The sequence below is a fragment of the Hyphomicrobium sp. 2TAF46 genome (assembly GCF_052114865.1).
In the GTDB taxonomy this organism is placed as follows: Bacteria; Pseudomonadota; Alphaproteobacteria; order Rhizobiales; family Hyphomicrobiaceae; genus Hyphomicrobium_B.
The window spans coordinates 121403-137032 of sequence record NZ_JBFRFO010000004.1 but is presented as its reverse complement, the minus strand read 5'-3'; the positions used below and the strand labels follow the sequence as shown (position 1 = coordinate 137032).

Genomic DNA, 15630 nt, shown 5'->3' with positions numbered 1-15630 from the left:
CAAAACGTGTCCGCCACGCTGCCACTGTACGTCACGACGCCGTCAGTTCCCACAGAAGCCGAACTTGTAGCACTCTTGCGGACAGCCCTTGAGTCCCGGCGACTGTCCAACGCAGGCCCCTTGAACCATCAACTGAAGCTGCGGCTCAGCGAGATGATCAAAGTGCCCCATCTTTCCCTGACCTCAAATGGCACCGCTGCCATCGAAGTCGTGGCGCGTGCCCTCGAGTTCCGCGGAAAAGTCATCACCACACCTTTCACCTTTCCAGCCACGGCGGCCGCGCTGATCTGGACGGGGGTGACGCCGCTGTTTGTGGATGTCGAAGAGGACTTCCTGACCATCGACCCCGACGCGGTCGAGCAAGCGATGGAGGACAACGTATCCGGCATTCTCGGCGTCCACGTTTATGGAAACCCATGCGACGTCGTCCGGCTGGACGCCATCAGCAAGAAACACGGAATTCCCCTGGTCTATGACGGCGCCCACGCCTTCGGGTCGACGTACAACAATGTCGATGTGTCCCGATATGGGGATGCCACGACATTCAGCTTTCACGCGACCAAGATTTTCACCACCGCCGAGGGCGGCGCAATTTGCGTCAATTCGCCGGAACTCCACCGCAGGATTGAGTTGCTTTCGAACTTCGGCATTGAATCCGAAGACTCGGTCGTGGATATCGGCATCAATGCCAAGATGAGCGAAATCCATGCTGCCTTTGGCTTGGCCAATTTGCTCCATTATCACGATGATCTCGAGCGGCGGCGCGAAATCCGCGATTGCTACGACGAGGCCCTCGCCAATGTGAAGGGCATTTCCATTTTGCGAGACCGGCCGGGCATTTCAGACCGCTTGCAGTACTATGTGATAAGGGTCCGGGACGGCAAAAGAGATAACGTGCAGCGAGATCTCAAATCGTGCGGTGTTTTTGCACGACGATATTTCTATCCTTTATTGTCCGATATCAAAGCCTATCGCCGGGTTTGTCCTTCCGCCTCCAATAGCTTTCCAAATGCATCCCGTGCAGCAGCCGAAGTGCTTGCTCTTCCATTATCGGCCAATATGAAAAAGGAAGACGCCTTCCGCGTGGCAAGCATCATCAAGACTTCAATATCATAATGGCTGAAATTACTGCTCTTATTTTGACCTATAATCAGGAACGCACGATCGAAGCGGCGATGCGGAGCGCAATCGCCCAGTCCGAGCACCAGGACATCGAAATCCTCGTTTCGGATGACGCATCGCCGGATTCAACCTTCGAAACGGCCAAGGCGGTTGCGGCTCGTTCACCCTCCATACCCATTGAGGTCAGGCGAAATCCGGCCAACCTCGGAACCATGCGGCACTACCGCCACGTCATCAGCACGATCACGACACCCTACCTCGCCATTCTCGAAGGCGACGACGTTTGGACATCGCCAACAAAACTCGTTCGCCAAATTGATTGCCTGAAGCGGATGAGCCATGCCGCCTTCTGCTTTACGGCATGCGAAGTTACCGAAGATCAGCTTTCGCGCTTGCATCCGGCTCTCGCGCACACACGGCGCTACTGGAATTTGGGCGTTGTCGATCTGCTCTTTGAAAATAGCCCGTCGACCTTCTCCAATTGCATGTATCGAACCGGCCAGCTCCAGAGTGTCCTCGATCGTGTTCAACACGTCCGCGGCTTCGATTGGATCGTCAATCTCATCCTCGCCAGCAAGGGGCCAGTCATTTTCGATCCAACGCCCTCCACGCGCTACGTGCTGCATGCGGAAGGACAATGGTCGCGCTTGTCGGCACATCAACGCAAATCGATGATCGGCGATACGCTGAGCGCATTCGACGAGATCACCGATTTCGCCTACCAACCCTTCGTCATCGAGGCGCAGAGGAAATTCGGCATGGGGAATGCTTGATGCTAATTTCAGTCGTGGTGCCGTCCTACAATCACGCGCCGTACATTTCCCAAACCATCAGCTCGATCCTCTCTCAAACCTCCGCGCCATTGGAGCTCATCATCGTCGATGACGGCTCGTCCGACGGCAGCCGGGATATCCTGAAGAAAATTGACGACCCTCGTGTCCGCATCAACTTGCTCGAAAAGAATGTGGGCGCCTGCGCCGCCATGAACATCGCGGTGCAGATGACGCGCGGCGACCTGGTCGCAGTCTGCAATTCGGACGATTTGTGGGAACCCAATAAACTCGAGCGGCAACTTGCTGTCATTCACCGCTCGCCTCAAATTGGCGCCGTGTTCACCAATGTTTCGTGGATTGATCAGGACGGCACCAACGTTCCAAAGGACCGAAAGGTGCTATGGAATGTGTTCACGCAGCCGAACAGATCCCGGGGACAATGGACAAATAAGCTGGTTTTGAAGGGCAACTGCCTATGCCACCCCTCGGTCCTCATTCGACGGGAGGCCTACGACCGCGTTGGCTATTACGACAACAGATTTCGCCAACTGCCCGACTACGACATGTGGCTTCGGGTTCTCCAGAAGTATGACATTTTCGTGCTTGATGAGCGCCTCGTCAAATTCCGCTGGTTCGCCAACGCAAGCAACGCATCAGGCGCGACAAGCACAAATGCACGGCGCGACGTCAATGAACGTGCCTTGATCGTGCGCAACCTCATCGCAAGCATGGATACCGAGTCCTGGCTCAATAGCTTCGGGTCTACGAAGCCGATAGAAGATGACACCGATCTCCGGATTGAGAAGACTCTTTATCTTCTCGACAGCGCTCCGAACATCGAAGGTTTGTACCGTAATATCGGCTTGGAATGGGCCTACGAACTCCTGGGGACACCGGTATCGGCCCGACGACTTGAAGAAAAATACGCCTTCAATGCCTTAACATTCCAAAAACTGATGGGAGCTAAATGCCTATGGCTCCCAGAATCCGTTTCTCCGCAGCCGGCATTGCGATCCGATGCAAGCGGCCCCCCATTAGAAGCCGTTACCGACCCGAGAGCCTTTCGGACGCCGGAGCTTATCGAGGCGTTGAAATACCGCTTTAAACTCTCCGCGCGGCGCCTCACGAAGCGCTACCTTGGCAAACGGTCCGGCTGATGCGCGTCGTCGTGCACGTCGGCGCTCATAAAACCGGCACCACGGCGTTGCAGGACTTTCTGCTGACCCGCTTCAGCGGACTAGAGAACCCTACGCGATGGTATCCGCCACCGAGGTCGCATGAACCTGGTCACGCACTGATTGCTAGCGGACAAGTGCGCGGTACACGGATGTCCGATTCCTAGCTGTCTGGCGATGTCGGTGGGCCTGCGTTTATCGATATGGAACTTTTAATGATAAATCTGCAAGAACTGAACAGGCTTGCCAATTCCATCCCGGTCGATGTCGGCGGCGGCAGTGCGATTGAGAAAATCGGTGTGATGGCGGCACTGGCCGACCGGCTTTCTCTGCGCACGTTCATCGAGATCGGGGTTTATCGCGGCCGCAGCTTTTTTCCCATCGCTTTTTTTCTCTCCCGTCGCGAGGGCTACAGTTATGGCATCGATCCATATACCCGGTTCGATGCGCAGGAGTACGATCTTCCCGAAGCCGTGGTTGACGCCGTCAACAAATTCTTCGAGGAAACCGACTACGATGCGCTGTACACCGACGCCCTGCGGCGGCGGGACGATTTTCGCCTTTCGCAGAGCACCGAAATCATTCGGCAGACCTCGCAAAGGGCGATCGAATATTTTCGCGATCAATGCATCACGGTCGATATCGTTCATATCGACGGCAATCACGACACCAAATTCGTGATGCAGGATGTCGAGCTTTATATCTCGTTGCTGAACCCCGGCGGACTTCTGATCATTGACGACACCAACTGGGATTCGGTCAAGCCGGCGCTCGCCTATGCCGAGCAACGGCTCACGCTGATTTATCGGGCGGACACGTATGCCGTTCTGATCAAGGCCCATCTCGAAGACTCCCGAAAAAACGAGTTGTCAAAGCTTTGCTCGACGATCGAGCGGGAGGCATTGCGCCTGAAGGATAATAACGAGCCATCGTCCAAGGTGTCGGTTTCCATCATTACCTACAATCAGGAAGCGCAGGCGCGGCTGGCGATCAAGGCGAGATGGAAGGAATGGCGGAGACGTCTCCGCCCGTTTGAGCTTGTTATTGCGGACGATGCCTATCCGCATCCGCAATCGGCGTTTCGGCTCGAAGAGTACGACGCCTACCTTAAGCACTTCAAAAAATCCGTAGTTTATACGACCGGTAGGGCATTCACATTTTTTCGCGAGATCAGGTCGGTTACAGACGTCATCCGCGCTCATGAATCGGATCATCGCGGCGCGAGCGGCAGAATCACAATTCTCGACCGGAACGAACCGGTGCGCAGCAGGCTCGCCTATTCGATATTCGCCGGGAATGCCTGGGAAAACATCGAATATTTCGAGCGCAATCATCTGCCGTTTGTGTTTACGCTCTATCCGGGCGGATCGTTTTATATCAACGATACTGCCTCCGACGAGCGACTGCGGCGGGTGTTCGGGAGCAAGATGTTCCGGCGCGTGATCGTCACCCAGAAAATCACGCGCGACTATCTTCTGGAAAAGAATTTCTGTCCGCCGGACAAGATCGAATTCATCTACGGTGTCGTGACGCCGCGGATTAATCTCGACGGCGCGACGCGCGAGCACAGTTATTTCGGATTTGGAAAAACAACTCTCGACATCTGCTTCACTGCTCACAAATACACGCCGGACGGGCACGACAAGGGTTATGACTTGTTTTTGGAGGTCGCGAGGCGTCTGGCGGCGACGTTGCCGGAATGCCGCTTCCATGTCGTCGGCGGATTTAACGCCGAAGATTTGCCGATCGACGGGCTGGAGGACAGGATCACGTTCCACGGTGGCCAGACCCAGGAGTGGCTGTCCCGCTTCTATCAGGACAAGGATATCATCCTGCTCTGCAACGTACCGTTCGTCATCGCCCCGGGCGCCTTCGATGGTTTTCCGACCGGTTGCGGATCGGATGCGATGCTCAACGGCGTGGCGCTGTTCTGCACCGATCCGCTCAAACTAAATCTTGAGTTCGAGGTCGAACGCGATCTGGTCATCGTCCCGCACGATGCTGATGTCATCGTTGAGCGGCTGATGTGGTATCGTAACAATCCCGCCGCGCTCAGGAATATCGCCGAGGCTGGCAAAAAACGTGCCCTTGAAGTTTATAGCTTCGAAAGTCAGATCAAACCGAGAATCGACATTCTGAAACGGGAAATCGGAAGGTTGCGTTCTTGGCTTTGAACCCTATCGCAACGTCCGTAGTACTAGAGTCGTGGAAAGCTGGCTTTTACCGAACTGGGGGCGGAGGTTCAAATCCTCTCGCTCCGACTATTTTTTAATGACGAAGTACTTTGATTGAGCGACGTCCGCGCACGGTGTCGTGTGTCGACAAATCAGAGGCCCACATATCGTTATACATTTTTCTTCGTAGACGCTTTGCACGCGCTCCCTATTTTGCGCCTTCCATCTCTACCACCGTCGGCAGTGCAAAAATCACAAGAAATTGGGTCCTTCTGCGCATGGCGCAAAAGCCAACGTGCGCAAGAGCCTTTGAGAGACGCGAGCTGCTCGCGCCAATCGGAATCCCACGCGCGCGGAGTGAACAATCATGTCGACCGGTCCAACCCCTGATGAGGGCGAGGCGGAAACCTTTCATCTTTGGGTGTTCTCCGACGCACATGTCGCGACGGATCGAGCCGTGTCGGCCGCCATTCGAAATGGAATGGGCTTCATTCCCCCCGCCGGTTATCCGGAGAGTCTCGCGACGGCGTTGCGCCTGTCGGAAGAGGGAGGCGAACTTGGCGGTCCGGCGTTTCGCTGGGATATCGCGCTCGATCTTGGAGACAATGCCGGGCTTTGGGATCTTCCCGACGACGAGCAAGGCAAGGAGGTCGTCCGCCAGCTCGGCGTTTTGAAACACCATAGGCGCGAGCAGATCTATCCTGTCGCCGGCAATCACGATGCTTCGCCGGGAGCGGCAGCCTCGAGTTTAGGCAAGCCAGACAACTGGTGGTTTCGCAAATGGGTCGATCCGGTCGGCGAAAGCCGCGAGACATCGGGTGTTGATGCGCAGCGAAGGCCATATCCCATCAAAGGAACGTGGGAGCGCTATTCTTTCAAAGTCGGCAACATCAATTTTCTGATGATGAGCGATCGCAACGACCTGCCGTATCCGGTCGGGCGGCAGGAATTCGGCGGCGGCTCTCCGGCCGGCGCAGTGACAGGTGAAACGTGGGCGTGGTGGAGGCAGAAGGTGGAGGAGGCGCGCAACGAGATCGTGATCAGCTGCCACCATCACATGCTGCGAGAAACAACGGTCGCCTCGGGCGATTTCGAAGGTGTCTCGCGTTACCCTGATGGCCGCTACCGGCATGGACGCTATCACGGGGTCGATGGCGTGCCGGAGGGCGCGTCCTATCTCTACTTCGTAGACGACGAGCCGAAGGCACAAAAATTCGAGCGGTACCTCGAGCAGAATCCGGGTTCCGTTGATATCTGGCTCGGCGGCCATACGCATACTTATCCGGATGACGTCGTGAACGGCCGCAGCCATGTCGAGCGCAAATGGGGGACGAGCTTCGTCAATTGCGCGCAACTATCGAAATATCATTCCTTCGTGACGTGTCCGCCTATGAGCCGCCACTTCACTTTCACGGCCGGCTCCCGGCTCGTTCGCGTGCGGCTTTACCTGCATGACGACAGTTACGCTCCGCAAGGCTGGCACGCGCCGTCGGAGCGTGTACTGGAATTGAGCCGGCCGTTCGTACCCGATCGCAATCCGCAATCGTGGCGAACGGGCGAAGATAACAGCGGCTGACGATATCTGCGGTCACGCATCTAAGCATTGCAATATTTCTTCGTTCCGGCGGGTCATGACCGGTCGTAGTGCGAGGGGCTGTCCATTAGGGGGATGCCGCGCACTTCTCAGTGTCGCGCCAAATTGAAAGAGCGATGATAACACTGAAGGCGCAAGCTCCGCGGCTCGTGCACCTCGTTGAGGATGCCGATTCTGCCCATGCCACAGAGACGGTTCCGGCAGGCCCGCCTCGCTTGCATCTCAAGAACGCCACGGTCGACTTCGGCAACCGCCAGTGGCCGGCGGTCGAAAATGCGTCGCTTGCAATCGGCGCTGGAGAGTTCGTCGCTTTACTCGGGCCGAGCGGCTGCGGGAAATCCACGCTTCTAAATGTCTTCGCTGGATTTCAAGCGCCGACGAGCGGCGACGTCCTCCTCGACGGCGAACCGCTGCGGGGCCCTTCGGCCAAATGCGGTGTCGTCTTTCAGAAGCATTCGCTCTTCCCCTGGAGGTCCGTTCTGGAGAACGTCGCCTTCGGACCGCGTCGCCTCGGACTTCCCAATCCGCTAGGTATCGCCCGCGATCTTCTCGACACGGTCGGCCTCCGCGATGTCGCGAGCGCTTGGCCTTCGAGCCTTTCGGGCGGCATGCAGCAGCGGGTCGGTATAGCGCGAGCCCTCGCGACGCGGCCGCCGGTGCTGCTGATGGACGAACCGTTCGGCGCCCTCGATGCGCAGACGCGTGCGTTGATGCAGGAAGAGTTGCTGTCGATCTGGGACCGGCTGCGTCCGACGGTTGTCTTCGTAACGCACGATATCGAAGAGGCAATTTTCCTGGCCGATCGTGTCGTCGTCATGCAGACGCGGCCAGGCCGGATCGCACGGGAATTCGACGTTCCGTTTGCGCGGCCGCGAGCCACCGGCGTCATGGACGAGCCTGCCTTCATCGAACTCCGCAGAGAGATCTCCGAGATCATCCGCGCCGAAGCAAGAAAATCATTCCGATGACGCGACGCTTGGGACGGATTGCGAAGATCGGTTCGGTCGGCGCCCCGCTGTTGTTGGGTGCTGCCGGCATTGCTGCCTTCCTCGCTCTTTGGACGTTGGCTTCCAAGCATCTCAACAACGCCGTCTTGCTTCCGACGCCGCTTGCCGTCTTGGAAAGCTATCGCGAGTTGATCGCCAACGGATCGCTCGCGCAGGACGTCAAGGCCAGCATCGTTCGTGTTTTCGCAGGCTTCCTGCTCGCTGCCGGACTTGCTGTTCCTCTCGCTCTTCTGCTCGCATATTCGCGTATTCTTCGCGGTCTAGTGATGCCCCTCGTCGCTTTGCTGCGTCCCATCCCGCCCATCGCGTGGATTCCCCTCGCGATCCTCTGGATGGGCTTGGGTGATCCGCCGAGCTATTTCATCACGGCTGTTGCGGCTTTCTTTCCGATCTTTCTGAATACGTTCGTCGGCGGCACATCCCTGCAGCAAGAACACGTCAATGCTGCGCGATCGCTCGGAGCGGGTACACCCGCGCTTCTGCTTACCGTGATGCTGCCCTCGGCCCTGCCGATGATTGTGACCGGCCTTCGAATTGGCCTCGGACAGGCGTGGATGGCGGTCGTAACAGCCGAGCTGATCGCTGCTCAATCGGGGCTCGGCTACATGATTCAGATCAGTCGCCTCGATCTCGAGACGCCGCGCGTGCTCGTGGGCATGACCGTTATCGGACTGCTCGGCGCGACGATGATCGGCGCGCTCGGATTGATCGAGCGCCGCCTGATCGTGCCTTGGAATTATCAGCGCTAAAATGGGGGTTTAATACGATGTCACGTGCATGCCTGGGCGTTCTCCAAACGCTTGCAATCGGATTGCTGGGATTATTCGCGTCTCAGGGCCCTTCGTGGGCCGAAGATGCAAAGATCCGCATCGGCTATCCGTCCGGCATGAATGGTCAGGTGCCGGTCGTTCTTGACAAGGCCGGCATTGCCGCCAAGCATCAGCTTGCTGCCGAATTCACCGGATTTCAGTACGGGCCGCCGATGCTGGAGGGTCTGGCTTCAGGCAATCTCGACGCGATCGTAACAAGCTTTCTTCCTCCATTGTCGATTTCCTCCAAGTCGCCAGGCTCGGTGAAGTTCGTCGCGACGCTCGGGCAGTCGAGCCATTCGCTCTTGGTGCCGAAGGATAGCCAGGTCAAGTCATTGGCCGATCTGAAGGGCCGCAAGATCGGCGTCTCCTTTAATTCGGAATCCCATCTCGATCTCGTCGTCAGCCTGAAGAGCAGCGGGCTCGATCCGAAAGCCAACGTAGAGCTCGTCAATTTGCAACCGAACGAACTGCCTGCTGCGTTGGAAAAGGGGTTGGTCGACGCCGCTTTGATCCGGCAGCCGCAAGTATTGCGGTTGGAGGAAAGCCTTGGTGCCAAGCCCATCCAGACATGGCCGTTCCGCTTTACGTCGATTGTGCGAACGGCATATCTCACCAGCAACCCCGAAGCCGTGAAGCATTACGTCGATGCGCTGAAGGAGGCGGTGCTGTTTATCGCGACAAATCCCGATCAGGCCAGCGCCTGGTTTGCCGAGTCGCAGCGCATCGATCCGGCCGTGGTGAAAAAGCTCGCGGGTGAAAACCCGCTCTATGCCGCAAAGACTCTCGACGATATCAAGATCGAGGTCGATGATAACTTCAAGAAGCTCCTAGGCGAGCGTCTTGCGGCGGCGACGGAGAATGGCTTCGTCAAATCGAAGCTCGAACCTGCAGACCTGTTGCCCTGATGGCTCGCGCATTCATCAGGTTCGCATTACGCGAACCTGATGAAGAGCGGCGATGTCCAGAGTTTTTCGTCGTCGGTCTGACGGCCGAAGAGGTACACCGGCCGGAAGCCATGCGGTCCGTTGGTGGCATCGATCGCGATCTCACCCGAAATTTCGTGCGGCAAGTCCAGATCCGTCAAACGCTCGAGTGCCAGGAACAGGTCGGCCCCGCCGAGGTCCTGGCGCAATTTTCCCTGTCGCAGCAGCTCGGCGCCCGTCACATCCCACTTGAACTCCGGGCAATGAGCAAACGCACTCGTGGAACGGGCGGCGTTGATTTTTGGATATTCGCCGATGGTGCCTTCGATTGAAATCTTGGCATCGGGCAATCCGCTCGCATCAATCTCGATGATGTCGGCGTCGCCATACGTTTCCGAGTTGAACACGACCTCAGTCGCTCCGCGCCGCCAGGCCGTCTCTTCGGGATGCTCGAAGCCGTGGGTCTTGATCGAATGGATGGTGGCGTTGGTAATCTTGAGAACGCCGGACCAACGCGCCGCACGATAGCGGTCCCTGACGCGAGCGCCGCCCCAGCGAAAACGAAAGCGGCGCGTGCTGTAGCCTGCCTCGCGTTGAAGGTCGCGCTCCCAGAAAATCCCGCTGTGGTCGTGGGCTGCAATATAGTCCCAACCGGCGCTGCCGAGTAAGCGATAGTTCAGCCGTAGCGGACCATTGGCAATGAACTCATCGCCTTGGATATGATCGTCTGCTGAAAGCAGTCCCACAAGGCGCTCGCCGGTGGTTGCCCACGTGTGGCGCGCTCGCAAAGCCTTGGCAATGCCATCCCGTGTCAAAGCAGGCGAAAGGATGCCGGTCAGTCCGCCTTTGACGCCGAAGACCGCAGCTCCCGGCGCGCCGCCCCCGCAGCGTCCCCTGTGCTCATCACCCGCTGCCGATGCGCCGAGCTTATAGCCGCGCGAAATCGCATCCTGATAGAACCAACCGAAATGGCCCCAAGTCGAACCTACCTCGATGAGACGTTCGAGTTCGGGGTTGTGCCAGTCGAGATTTGCGCGACGGCCCCCGACATGCGGGATCAGCAGATGGCCTTCGGGGTCGCCACCGTAAATGTCCCAGAGCTTTTCGAGTGGCCACACATGCGGCTCGATCGTCGAGCTTTTCATTCCGTCATTCCACTCGAACGAGCGTGCGGAATCCCCGCTTTGCGTGAACGGAAACGCGGGCTTTCCCTCATGCAGGAAAATGACATTGTGATCGCCGCCAGCGCATGAGTTTCCGCACCATTCCGTGCCGGGGAAGCAGACGAACGAACCGTCCGCGTGAAGCGTCCGAATGAGATTGACCGCGTTGTTCCAATTGCTTTCGCTTATATTGAAGTCGTTGGCCGTGTAGCCGAGGACGTCCAACCCAGCGACATCACGCCCGTATTTGAGATTGTACTCGGTGTTGTTGATGCCGACCGTATCTTCGGAGTGAACGTGAAGGTCGGCAAACCACGCGCGCGGATGCCTGAAGGTTGGATCGACGCGCAAGGCCACTCGAGCTTCGGAAATATTGGGCAGGTCGAGCAAGCGTGCGGTGATCTCGATTTCGCCGCTGCTTTTCCCCGTCGGCAGATCAAATTTGGCGACCGCCCAACCCTCTGCGGGCAGCGAGAATGTCTTGCCTTCTCGCTCGCCGTCCGGCTTCGAGGTGATCGACACTTCGACCGTGCGGCCGAGATCAACGCAGCAATTTCCCCATTTATCGAAGGTTCGGATGCGGACCGGGACGCTTTCGCCTGATCGCGCAATGCGAGGCGTTGCGATCGACAGCACCGACGGCTTGCCGGGCACGAAATCGATTGTGACATCGCCAGGGACGGCCGCGAATTTCGATGTGCCGAGAGGATCGATGAAGGCGCGAAAGATGAAGCCGCGCTCGGTGAAGGTTTGAACGCGCGTGCCCGGGCCGCCTCCACGCCGGTCGCCGAGACGAACGGTGATGCGGTCACCCGGATTGAGATAGCCGTCGACGATATCGATCAGGAGTGCCTTTTGAAATGGCCGCTCATGCCCCTTTTGATCGAAGCTGATTTTTAAAGCCTGAACGGTTGCGGGACTCTGCCCTTCGACCGTCGGTCCAGCCGTATATTCCGCCGATACGAAGTTCGCGCCCGTGGGATCGTCCGTTTGGAAAAGGGCCCAGTCCGTATAGAACTTGAATGCGATCTTGAGGCGGGCGCCGTCGGCAATCCCGCTGGCGCCGACGGTATAGTCGAGGACAATCTCATCCCAGTCGCCCGTCACGAGCGTGTCATGCGAGCACTTCAAGACGCCGAGGAACGGAAAGCTTTGCACATGCTGGCGAAGCCCGGCGGGACTAGTACGTCGATCGGCAGCAAACAAATTTTTTTCGGGTCGATGTCCGTCTTGCAAGGTGTTTTCCCAATGAGGCAGCGGGGTTCGCGCCTTCTATAGAGCGCAAGAGAGAACGCGCCACGGAAAAAGATTTGCGATTGTCCGATTGTGATATTCGTCGATCGCAATGATCTACCGAAGCTCCGCAACAATGGAGAAATGCCAAGTCTCTTGCGGCAGCTGAGGAGGTAGGAGCGCCGGCGATTCTCGAAGACTTCGGCGATTTATGGGAGTGCGTAAATTGAGGAGGATCCATCAACTCGCCGATTGTTCCGCATGCGAGAGGCCGGCGATTCAGAGGTCTTGATCCGAATGTCCATTGCGGTCGACGGCACGGCCGTCGCGATCGCACGCAATACCCAGACACAGCCGATCGGGCCGAAGATATCCTGGACTTCGCCGCGGTTGGCGGTTGTTGGCTGACCGGGAGACGTCATTATCGCATGGCGAACATTCGTATCGCCCGCACGGGTGGCGCCTTGGCAACTTGAGAAATAATAATGTGTGTGAAGAATCGTCTGTCAATTGCGCGACGCCCGGTGTATGCGGTCCAACTGCGCCCAGTAGTCCGGCTTCATTTCAAGCTTCACACACGGGGCGCCCTTTAAAGGTGTCGAAAGCTCTCGAGTTAGTCCGAACGTTCTCGGTCGTCAGGCCGAGGATAAATCAAGCGCGAAGTATTCGATGACGATGCAGTGCGTCGAAATGGTTGCAAACGATTTGCCCCGGCTGATTTCGGCAAATGCGTGCGGAATTTTATTGTGCGTGATGTGATGTTAACGTTGATTTTGAAAGGCATTTTTTATGGATAAATTGCCGATCTCCTGTTTCATCATCGCCAAGAATGAAGCCGATCGCATCGCCCGCACCGTTCGTTCCGTGCGACCGTGGGTCGATGAAGTTGTCGTCGTCGATAGCCAAAGCACCGACGATACCGTCCGCGTTGCCGCATCCGAAGGCTGCCGCGTGATCACTCAGCGATGGCTGGGTTTCGGCGGTCAAAAGCGATTCGCGGAAGACCAGTGCCGCAACGATTGGGTGCTGAACCTCGATGCGGATGAAGTCATCACGCCGTCGTTGAGGAGAGAAATCATCGCGCTCTTCGCGCACGTAAAGCCGTCGCGTGTTGCTTACAGCATGCCGCTGGAACTCGTTTATCCGAATACCAAGCGGCCGAGACGGTGGGCGCGCGATCACCACTACGTGCGTTTGTACGATCGCCGCGTCGTAAGGTTTCGCAATTCCAAGGTCCACGACACAGTGGTGACTGACGGGCACGCCGTCGGCATACTACGGGCGCCCGCTTATCACTATATGTTCCGCAGCTACGAGGACCTGAAGCGAAAGCTCGGCGAAAGGATGCAGCTCTCCGCCAAGCACGCCAGCTCGTCGCCAGCGGCGCTCGTGGCGCGAATGGCCCTCGAGTTCCCGGTAAACTTCTTCAAATATTATATCGGCCGGCGACATTTCACGGGAGGTCTGAACGGCCTGCGGTATTCATGGATCCAGGCCGACTACCGGCTGCTGAAGATTTTTCACATGTGGCGCGACAGAAGTTCTGGCCGGCGGTCGCCGGAGGCACCGGAAACCCCTGGCGGCCCTGAAAATTTCGAAGTTGAAGCCTGAGCCGATGCCACAGTCCTCGGCGGCAGAATTGCCACTATACGGCAAGCGGTCCGGGCCTTACGACAAAGCCATTGGCACGGGGGCGAGGGTACCGGTGTTCGATGCGAGTATGAGCGTCCGTTGACTTTGGCAGCATGGCCAATCAACGTAGCCCCCGGCCGGCGAAAAACACACGCGGATTCCTTTTACGGGCGACATAGAGAAGCGGATGCCGACGACCATTGATCTTCTGAAGCGGCTGCTGAGGGAAAACGGCCGCGAATATGCTCCGCAATACGCGCTCGTGGTCGTTTGCATGTTGCTGGTTGCCGGCATGACGTCGCTAAGCGCCTACGTGCTGAAGTATGTGATCGATACGATTTTCGTCCATCAGGATCGCGCCGCTCTCGTCGGAATCACCGTCGGCATTGTTGCGATATTCGTCGCCAAAGGGTTCGCCGCCTACTTCTCCGAGGTCGTTCTCGGCAACATCGGCAATCGGCTTGTCGCGCAGACGCAAAAGCGCATGTTCGACCATATGCTGAAAGTCGATATGGCTTTCTTCCAGCAGTACACATCGAGCGACCTTGTCACCAAGATGTCGTATAACGCCAACGCCGTCAGGGACATGCTGAATATGGTGTCGCTGAACCTCGGGCGGGATCTTTTCACGATCATCGGCCTCGTTGGAACGATGATTGTACTGGATCCGATCCTATCGGCCATTGCGCTGATCGGCGGCCCCATTGCCGCGTTGTCGTCGCGCAAAATGGTCGAGCGCATCAAGAAGGCGACGCGAAGCGAAGTCCATTCTTTGGCTGGAATTATCCAAATCACGCGCGAAGTGAGTCAGGGCGCGCAGGTTGTGAAATCGTTCCAGCTCGAAAATAAGATGCGCAAGCGCATGTTCGAAGCGATCGAAGCCGTTCAGCGGATATCGAACAAGATGCTCGCGATTGGCGCCGGCGTGAATCCGCTTATGGAAACGATCGGCGGCTGTGCCGTCGCCGCTGTCGTTTTTTATGCGGGTTGGCGCAACCTCTATCACGGCGAAAGTCCCGGACAGTTCTTTGCATTTATCACCGCGCTGCTGATGTGTGCCGACCCTGCGCGCCGGATTTCGCGCGTTCAGCTTCAGTTGGCCACCGCGTCCGTCGGCGTTCGCATGATGTATGAATTGATGGACACTCCCGCGCGCGAGAGCGAGCCGCCCGGCAAGCCCGAGCTTCAGGTCACGAGCGGCGAGATCGTGCTCAGCGATGTTTCGTTCCGGTATCTTCCGAACAAGCCCGTGATCAACGGCATGAGCTTCTCTATTCCGGCCGGCAAGGTGACGGCGCTCGTCGGCCATTCCGGGGGAGGAAAATCAACTGTATTCGCCCTGCTGCAAAGGCTTCGCGAACCTGACTCCGGAGTCATCACGATCGACGGTCAGAAGATTACCGATGTCTCGCTTGTATCGCTCCGCCACAACATTTCGGTCGTCGGCCAGGATTCGTTTCTCTTCGAAGGCTCGATCATTGAGAACATCAGGGCCGGCCTCGACAGCGCATCCGATGAAAACTGCATCGAGGCGGCGAAAGCGGCAAGCGCTCACGAGTTCATTACGTCCTTGCCGCGCGGATACGACAGCCAGGTCGGCGAACTCGGTACTCAGGTTTCCGGCGGTCAGCGGCAGCGCATCGCTCTTGCGCGCGCTTACCTCAAGAGCGCTCCGATTATCCTCCTCGATGAACCGACGTCAGCGCTGGACAGCGAAACCGAAGATGCCATTCAGCGCGAGCTGCGCAACCTGACCAAGGGGAAGACGACGCTCGTCATCGCCCACCGCCTGTCGACCATTCTGCATGCCGACCTCATCCATGTGATCGAGGCGGGGCACGTCATCGAAAGCGGATCGCACGATCAGTTGATCGCGAGTGGCGGCGCATACAATCGTCTGTTCAAGCTGCAATTCGCCAAATATCTCGAAAACAAATCCTCGTTGGCGCAAGCGGTCTGATCTCGCTCGCACGCGACCTATGCGAACTTTCGGCCGTCGGCCCGCGAGTTGTGACAGGGCCG

General features: G+C 57.6%; 11 protein-coding genes. 10 read left to right on the top strand and 1 reads right to left on the bottom strand.

What is annotated here, in order from left to right; all coding sequences use genetic code 11:
• Positions 1-6 precede the first annotated feature (6 nt).
• The 8 genes from AB4Z24_RS10185 (at position 7) to AB4Z24_RS10150 (ending at position 9562) form a co-directional block, all read left to right on the top strand.
• Positions 7-1116: a DegT/DnrJ/EryC1/StrS family aminotransferase gene (locus AB4Z24_RS10185; RefSeq protein ID WP_441708004.1), complete on the top strand. Its 1110-nt coding sequence runs from the start codon at positions 7-9 to the stop codon at positions 1114-1116.
• The gene (locus AB4Z24_RS10180) at positions 1116-1895 is read left to right on the top strand and encodes a glycosyltransferase family 2 protein (protein ID WP_441708002.1); all 780 of its coding nucleotides are present in this window, start codon (positions 1116-1118) and stop codon (positions 1893-1895) included. The genes AB4Z24_RS10185 and AB4Z24_RS10180 overlap by 1 nt, the downstream gene beginning before the upstream one ends.
• On the top strand, positions 1895-3052 hold the full coding sequence (locus AB4Z24_RS10175) for a glycosyltransferase (protein ID WP_441708000.1): 1158 nt from the start codon (positions 1895-1897) through the stop codon (positions 3050-3052). The genes AB4Z24_RS10180 and AB4Z24_RS10175 overlap by 1 nt, the downstream gene beginning before the upstream one ends.
• A gap of 233 nt (positions 3053-3285) precedes the next feature.
• Positions 3286-5244, top strand: coding sequence for a class I SAM-dependent methyltransferase (locus tag AB4Z24_RS10170; RefSeq protein ID WP_441707998.1), 1959 nt, complete (start codon positions 3286-3288; stop codon positions 5242-5244).
• A gap of 367 nt (positions 5245-5611) precedes the next feature.
• Positions 5612-6820, top strand: a complete 1209-nt coding sequence (locus AB4Z24_RS10165; protein ID WP_441707997.1) for a metallophosphoesterase — start codon at positions 5612-5614, stop codon at positions 6818-6820.
• A 134-nt stretch (positions 6821-6954) separates the two neighbouring features.
• Entirely contained in the window at positions 6955-7806 is an 852-nt protein-coding gene (locus AB4Z24_RS10160; protein WP_441707995.1) for an ABC transporter ATP-binding protein, read from the top strand.
• Positions 7803-8594, top strand: coding sequence for an ABC transporter permease (locus AB4Z24_RS10155; RefSeq protein ID WP_441707993.1), 792 nt, complete (start codon positions 7803-7805; stop codon positions 8592-8594). The genes AB4Z24_RS10160 and AB4Z24_RS10155 overlap by 4 nt, the downstream gene beginning before the upstream one ends.
• 17 nt (positions 8595-8611) lie before the next feature.
• On the top strand, positions 8612-9562 hold the full coding sequence (locus AB4Z24_RS10150) for an ABC transporter substrate-binding protein (protein WP_441707991.1): 951 nt from the start codon (positions 8612-8614) through the stop codon (positions 9560-9562).
• 26 nt (positions 9563-9588) lie between these two features.
• Here the strand turns inward: AB4Z24_RS10150 and AB4Z24_RS10145 are convergent, their stop codons facing one another.
• A complete protein-coding gene (locus AB4Z24_RS10145) occupies positions 9589-11901 on the bottom strand; it encodes a hypothetical protein (protein ID WP_441707989.1) in 2313 nt (770 codons plus the stop codon).
• A gap of 864 nt (positions 11902-12765) precedes the next feature.
• On the opposite strand from AB4Z24_RS10145, the gene AB4Z24_RS10140 reads away from it, so the two are divergent.
• Both AB4Z24_RS10140 and AB4Z24_RS10135 read left to right on the top strand, forming a co-directional pair.
• The gene (locus tag AB4Z24_RS10140) at positions 12766-13587 is read left to right on the top strand and encodes a glycosyltransferase family 2 protein (protein ID WP_441707987.1); all 822 of its coding nucleotides are present in this window, start codon (positions 12766-12768) and stop codon (positions 13585-13587) included.
• A gap of 208 nt (positions 13588-13795) precedes the next feature.
• Positions 13796-15568, top strand: coding sequence for an ABC transporter ATP-binding protein (locus tag AB4Z24_RS10135; protein ID WP_441707985.1), 1773 nt, complete (start codon positions 13796-13798; stop codon positions 15566-15568).
• The last annotated feature ends 62 nt before the right edge of the window (positions 15569-15630 follow it).

What these genes read in the sequence shown, in the direction of transcription:
- AB4Z24_RS10180 (WP_441708002.1), top strand. Translation starts at nt 1,116, where the DNA reads ATGGCTGAAATTACTGCTCTTATTTTGACCTATAATCAGGAACGCACG.
- AB4Z24_RS10175 (WP_441708000.1), top strand. Translation starts at nt 1,895, where the DNA reads ATGCTAATTTCAGTCGTGGTGCCGTCCTACAATCACGCGCCGTACATT.
- AB4Z24_RS10170 (WP_441707998.1), top strand. Translation starts at nt 3,286, where the DNA reads ATGATAAATCTGCAAGAACTGAACAGGCTTGCCAATTCCATCCCGGTC.
- AB4Z24_RS10165 (WP_441707997.1), top strand. Translation starts at nt 5,612, where the DNA reads ATGTCGACCGGTCCAACCCCTGATGAGGGCGAGGCGGAAACCTTTCAT.
- AB4Z24_RS10160 (WP_441707995.1), top strand. Translation starts at nt 6,955, where the DNA reads ATGATAACACTGAAGGCGCAAGCTCCGCGGCTCGTGCACCTCGTTGAG.
- AB4Z24_RS10155 (WP_441707993.1), top strand. Translation starts at nt 7,803, where the DNA reads ATGACGCGACGCTTGGGACGGATTGCGAAGATCGGTTCGGTCGGCGCC.
- AB4Z24_RS10150 (WP_441707991.1), top strand. Translation starts at nt 8,612, where the DNA reads ATGTCACGTGCATGCCTGGGCGTTCTCCAAACGCTTGCAATCGGATTG.
- AB4Z24_RS10140 (WP_441707987.1), top strand. Translation starts at nt 12,766, where the DNA reads ATGGATAAATTGCCGATCTCCTGTTTCATCATCGCCAAGAATGAAGCC.
- AB4Z24_RS10135 (WP_441707985.1), top strand. Translation starts at nt 13,796, where the DNA reads ATGCCGACGACCATTGATCTTCTGAAGCGGCTGCTGAGGGAAAACGGC.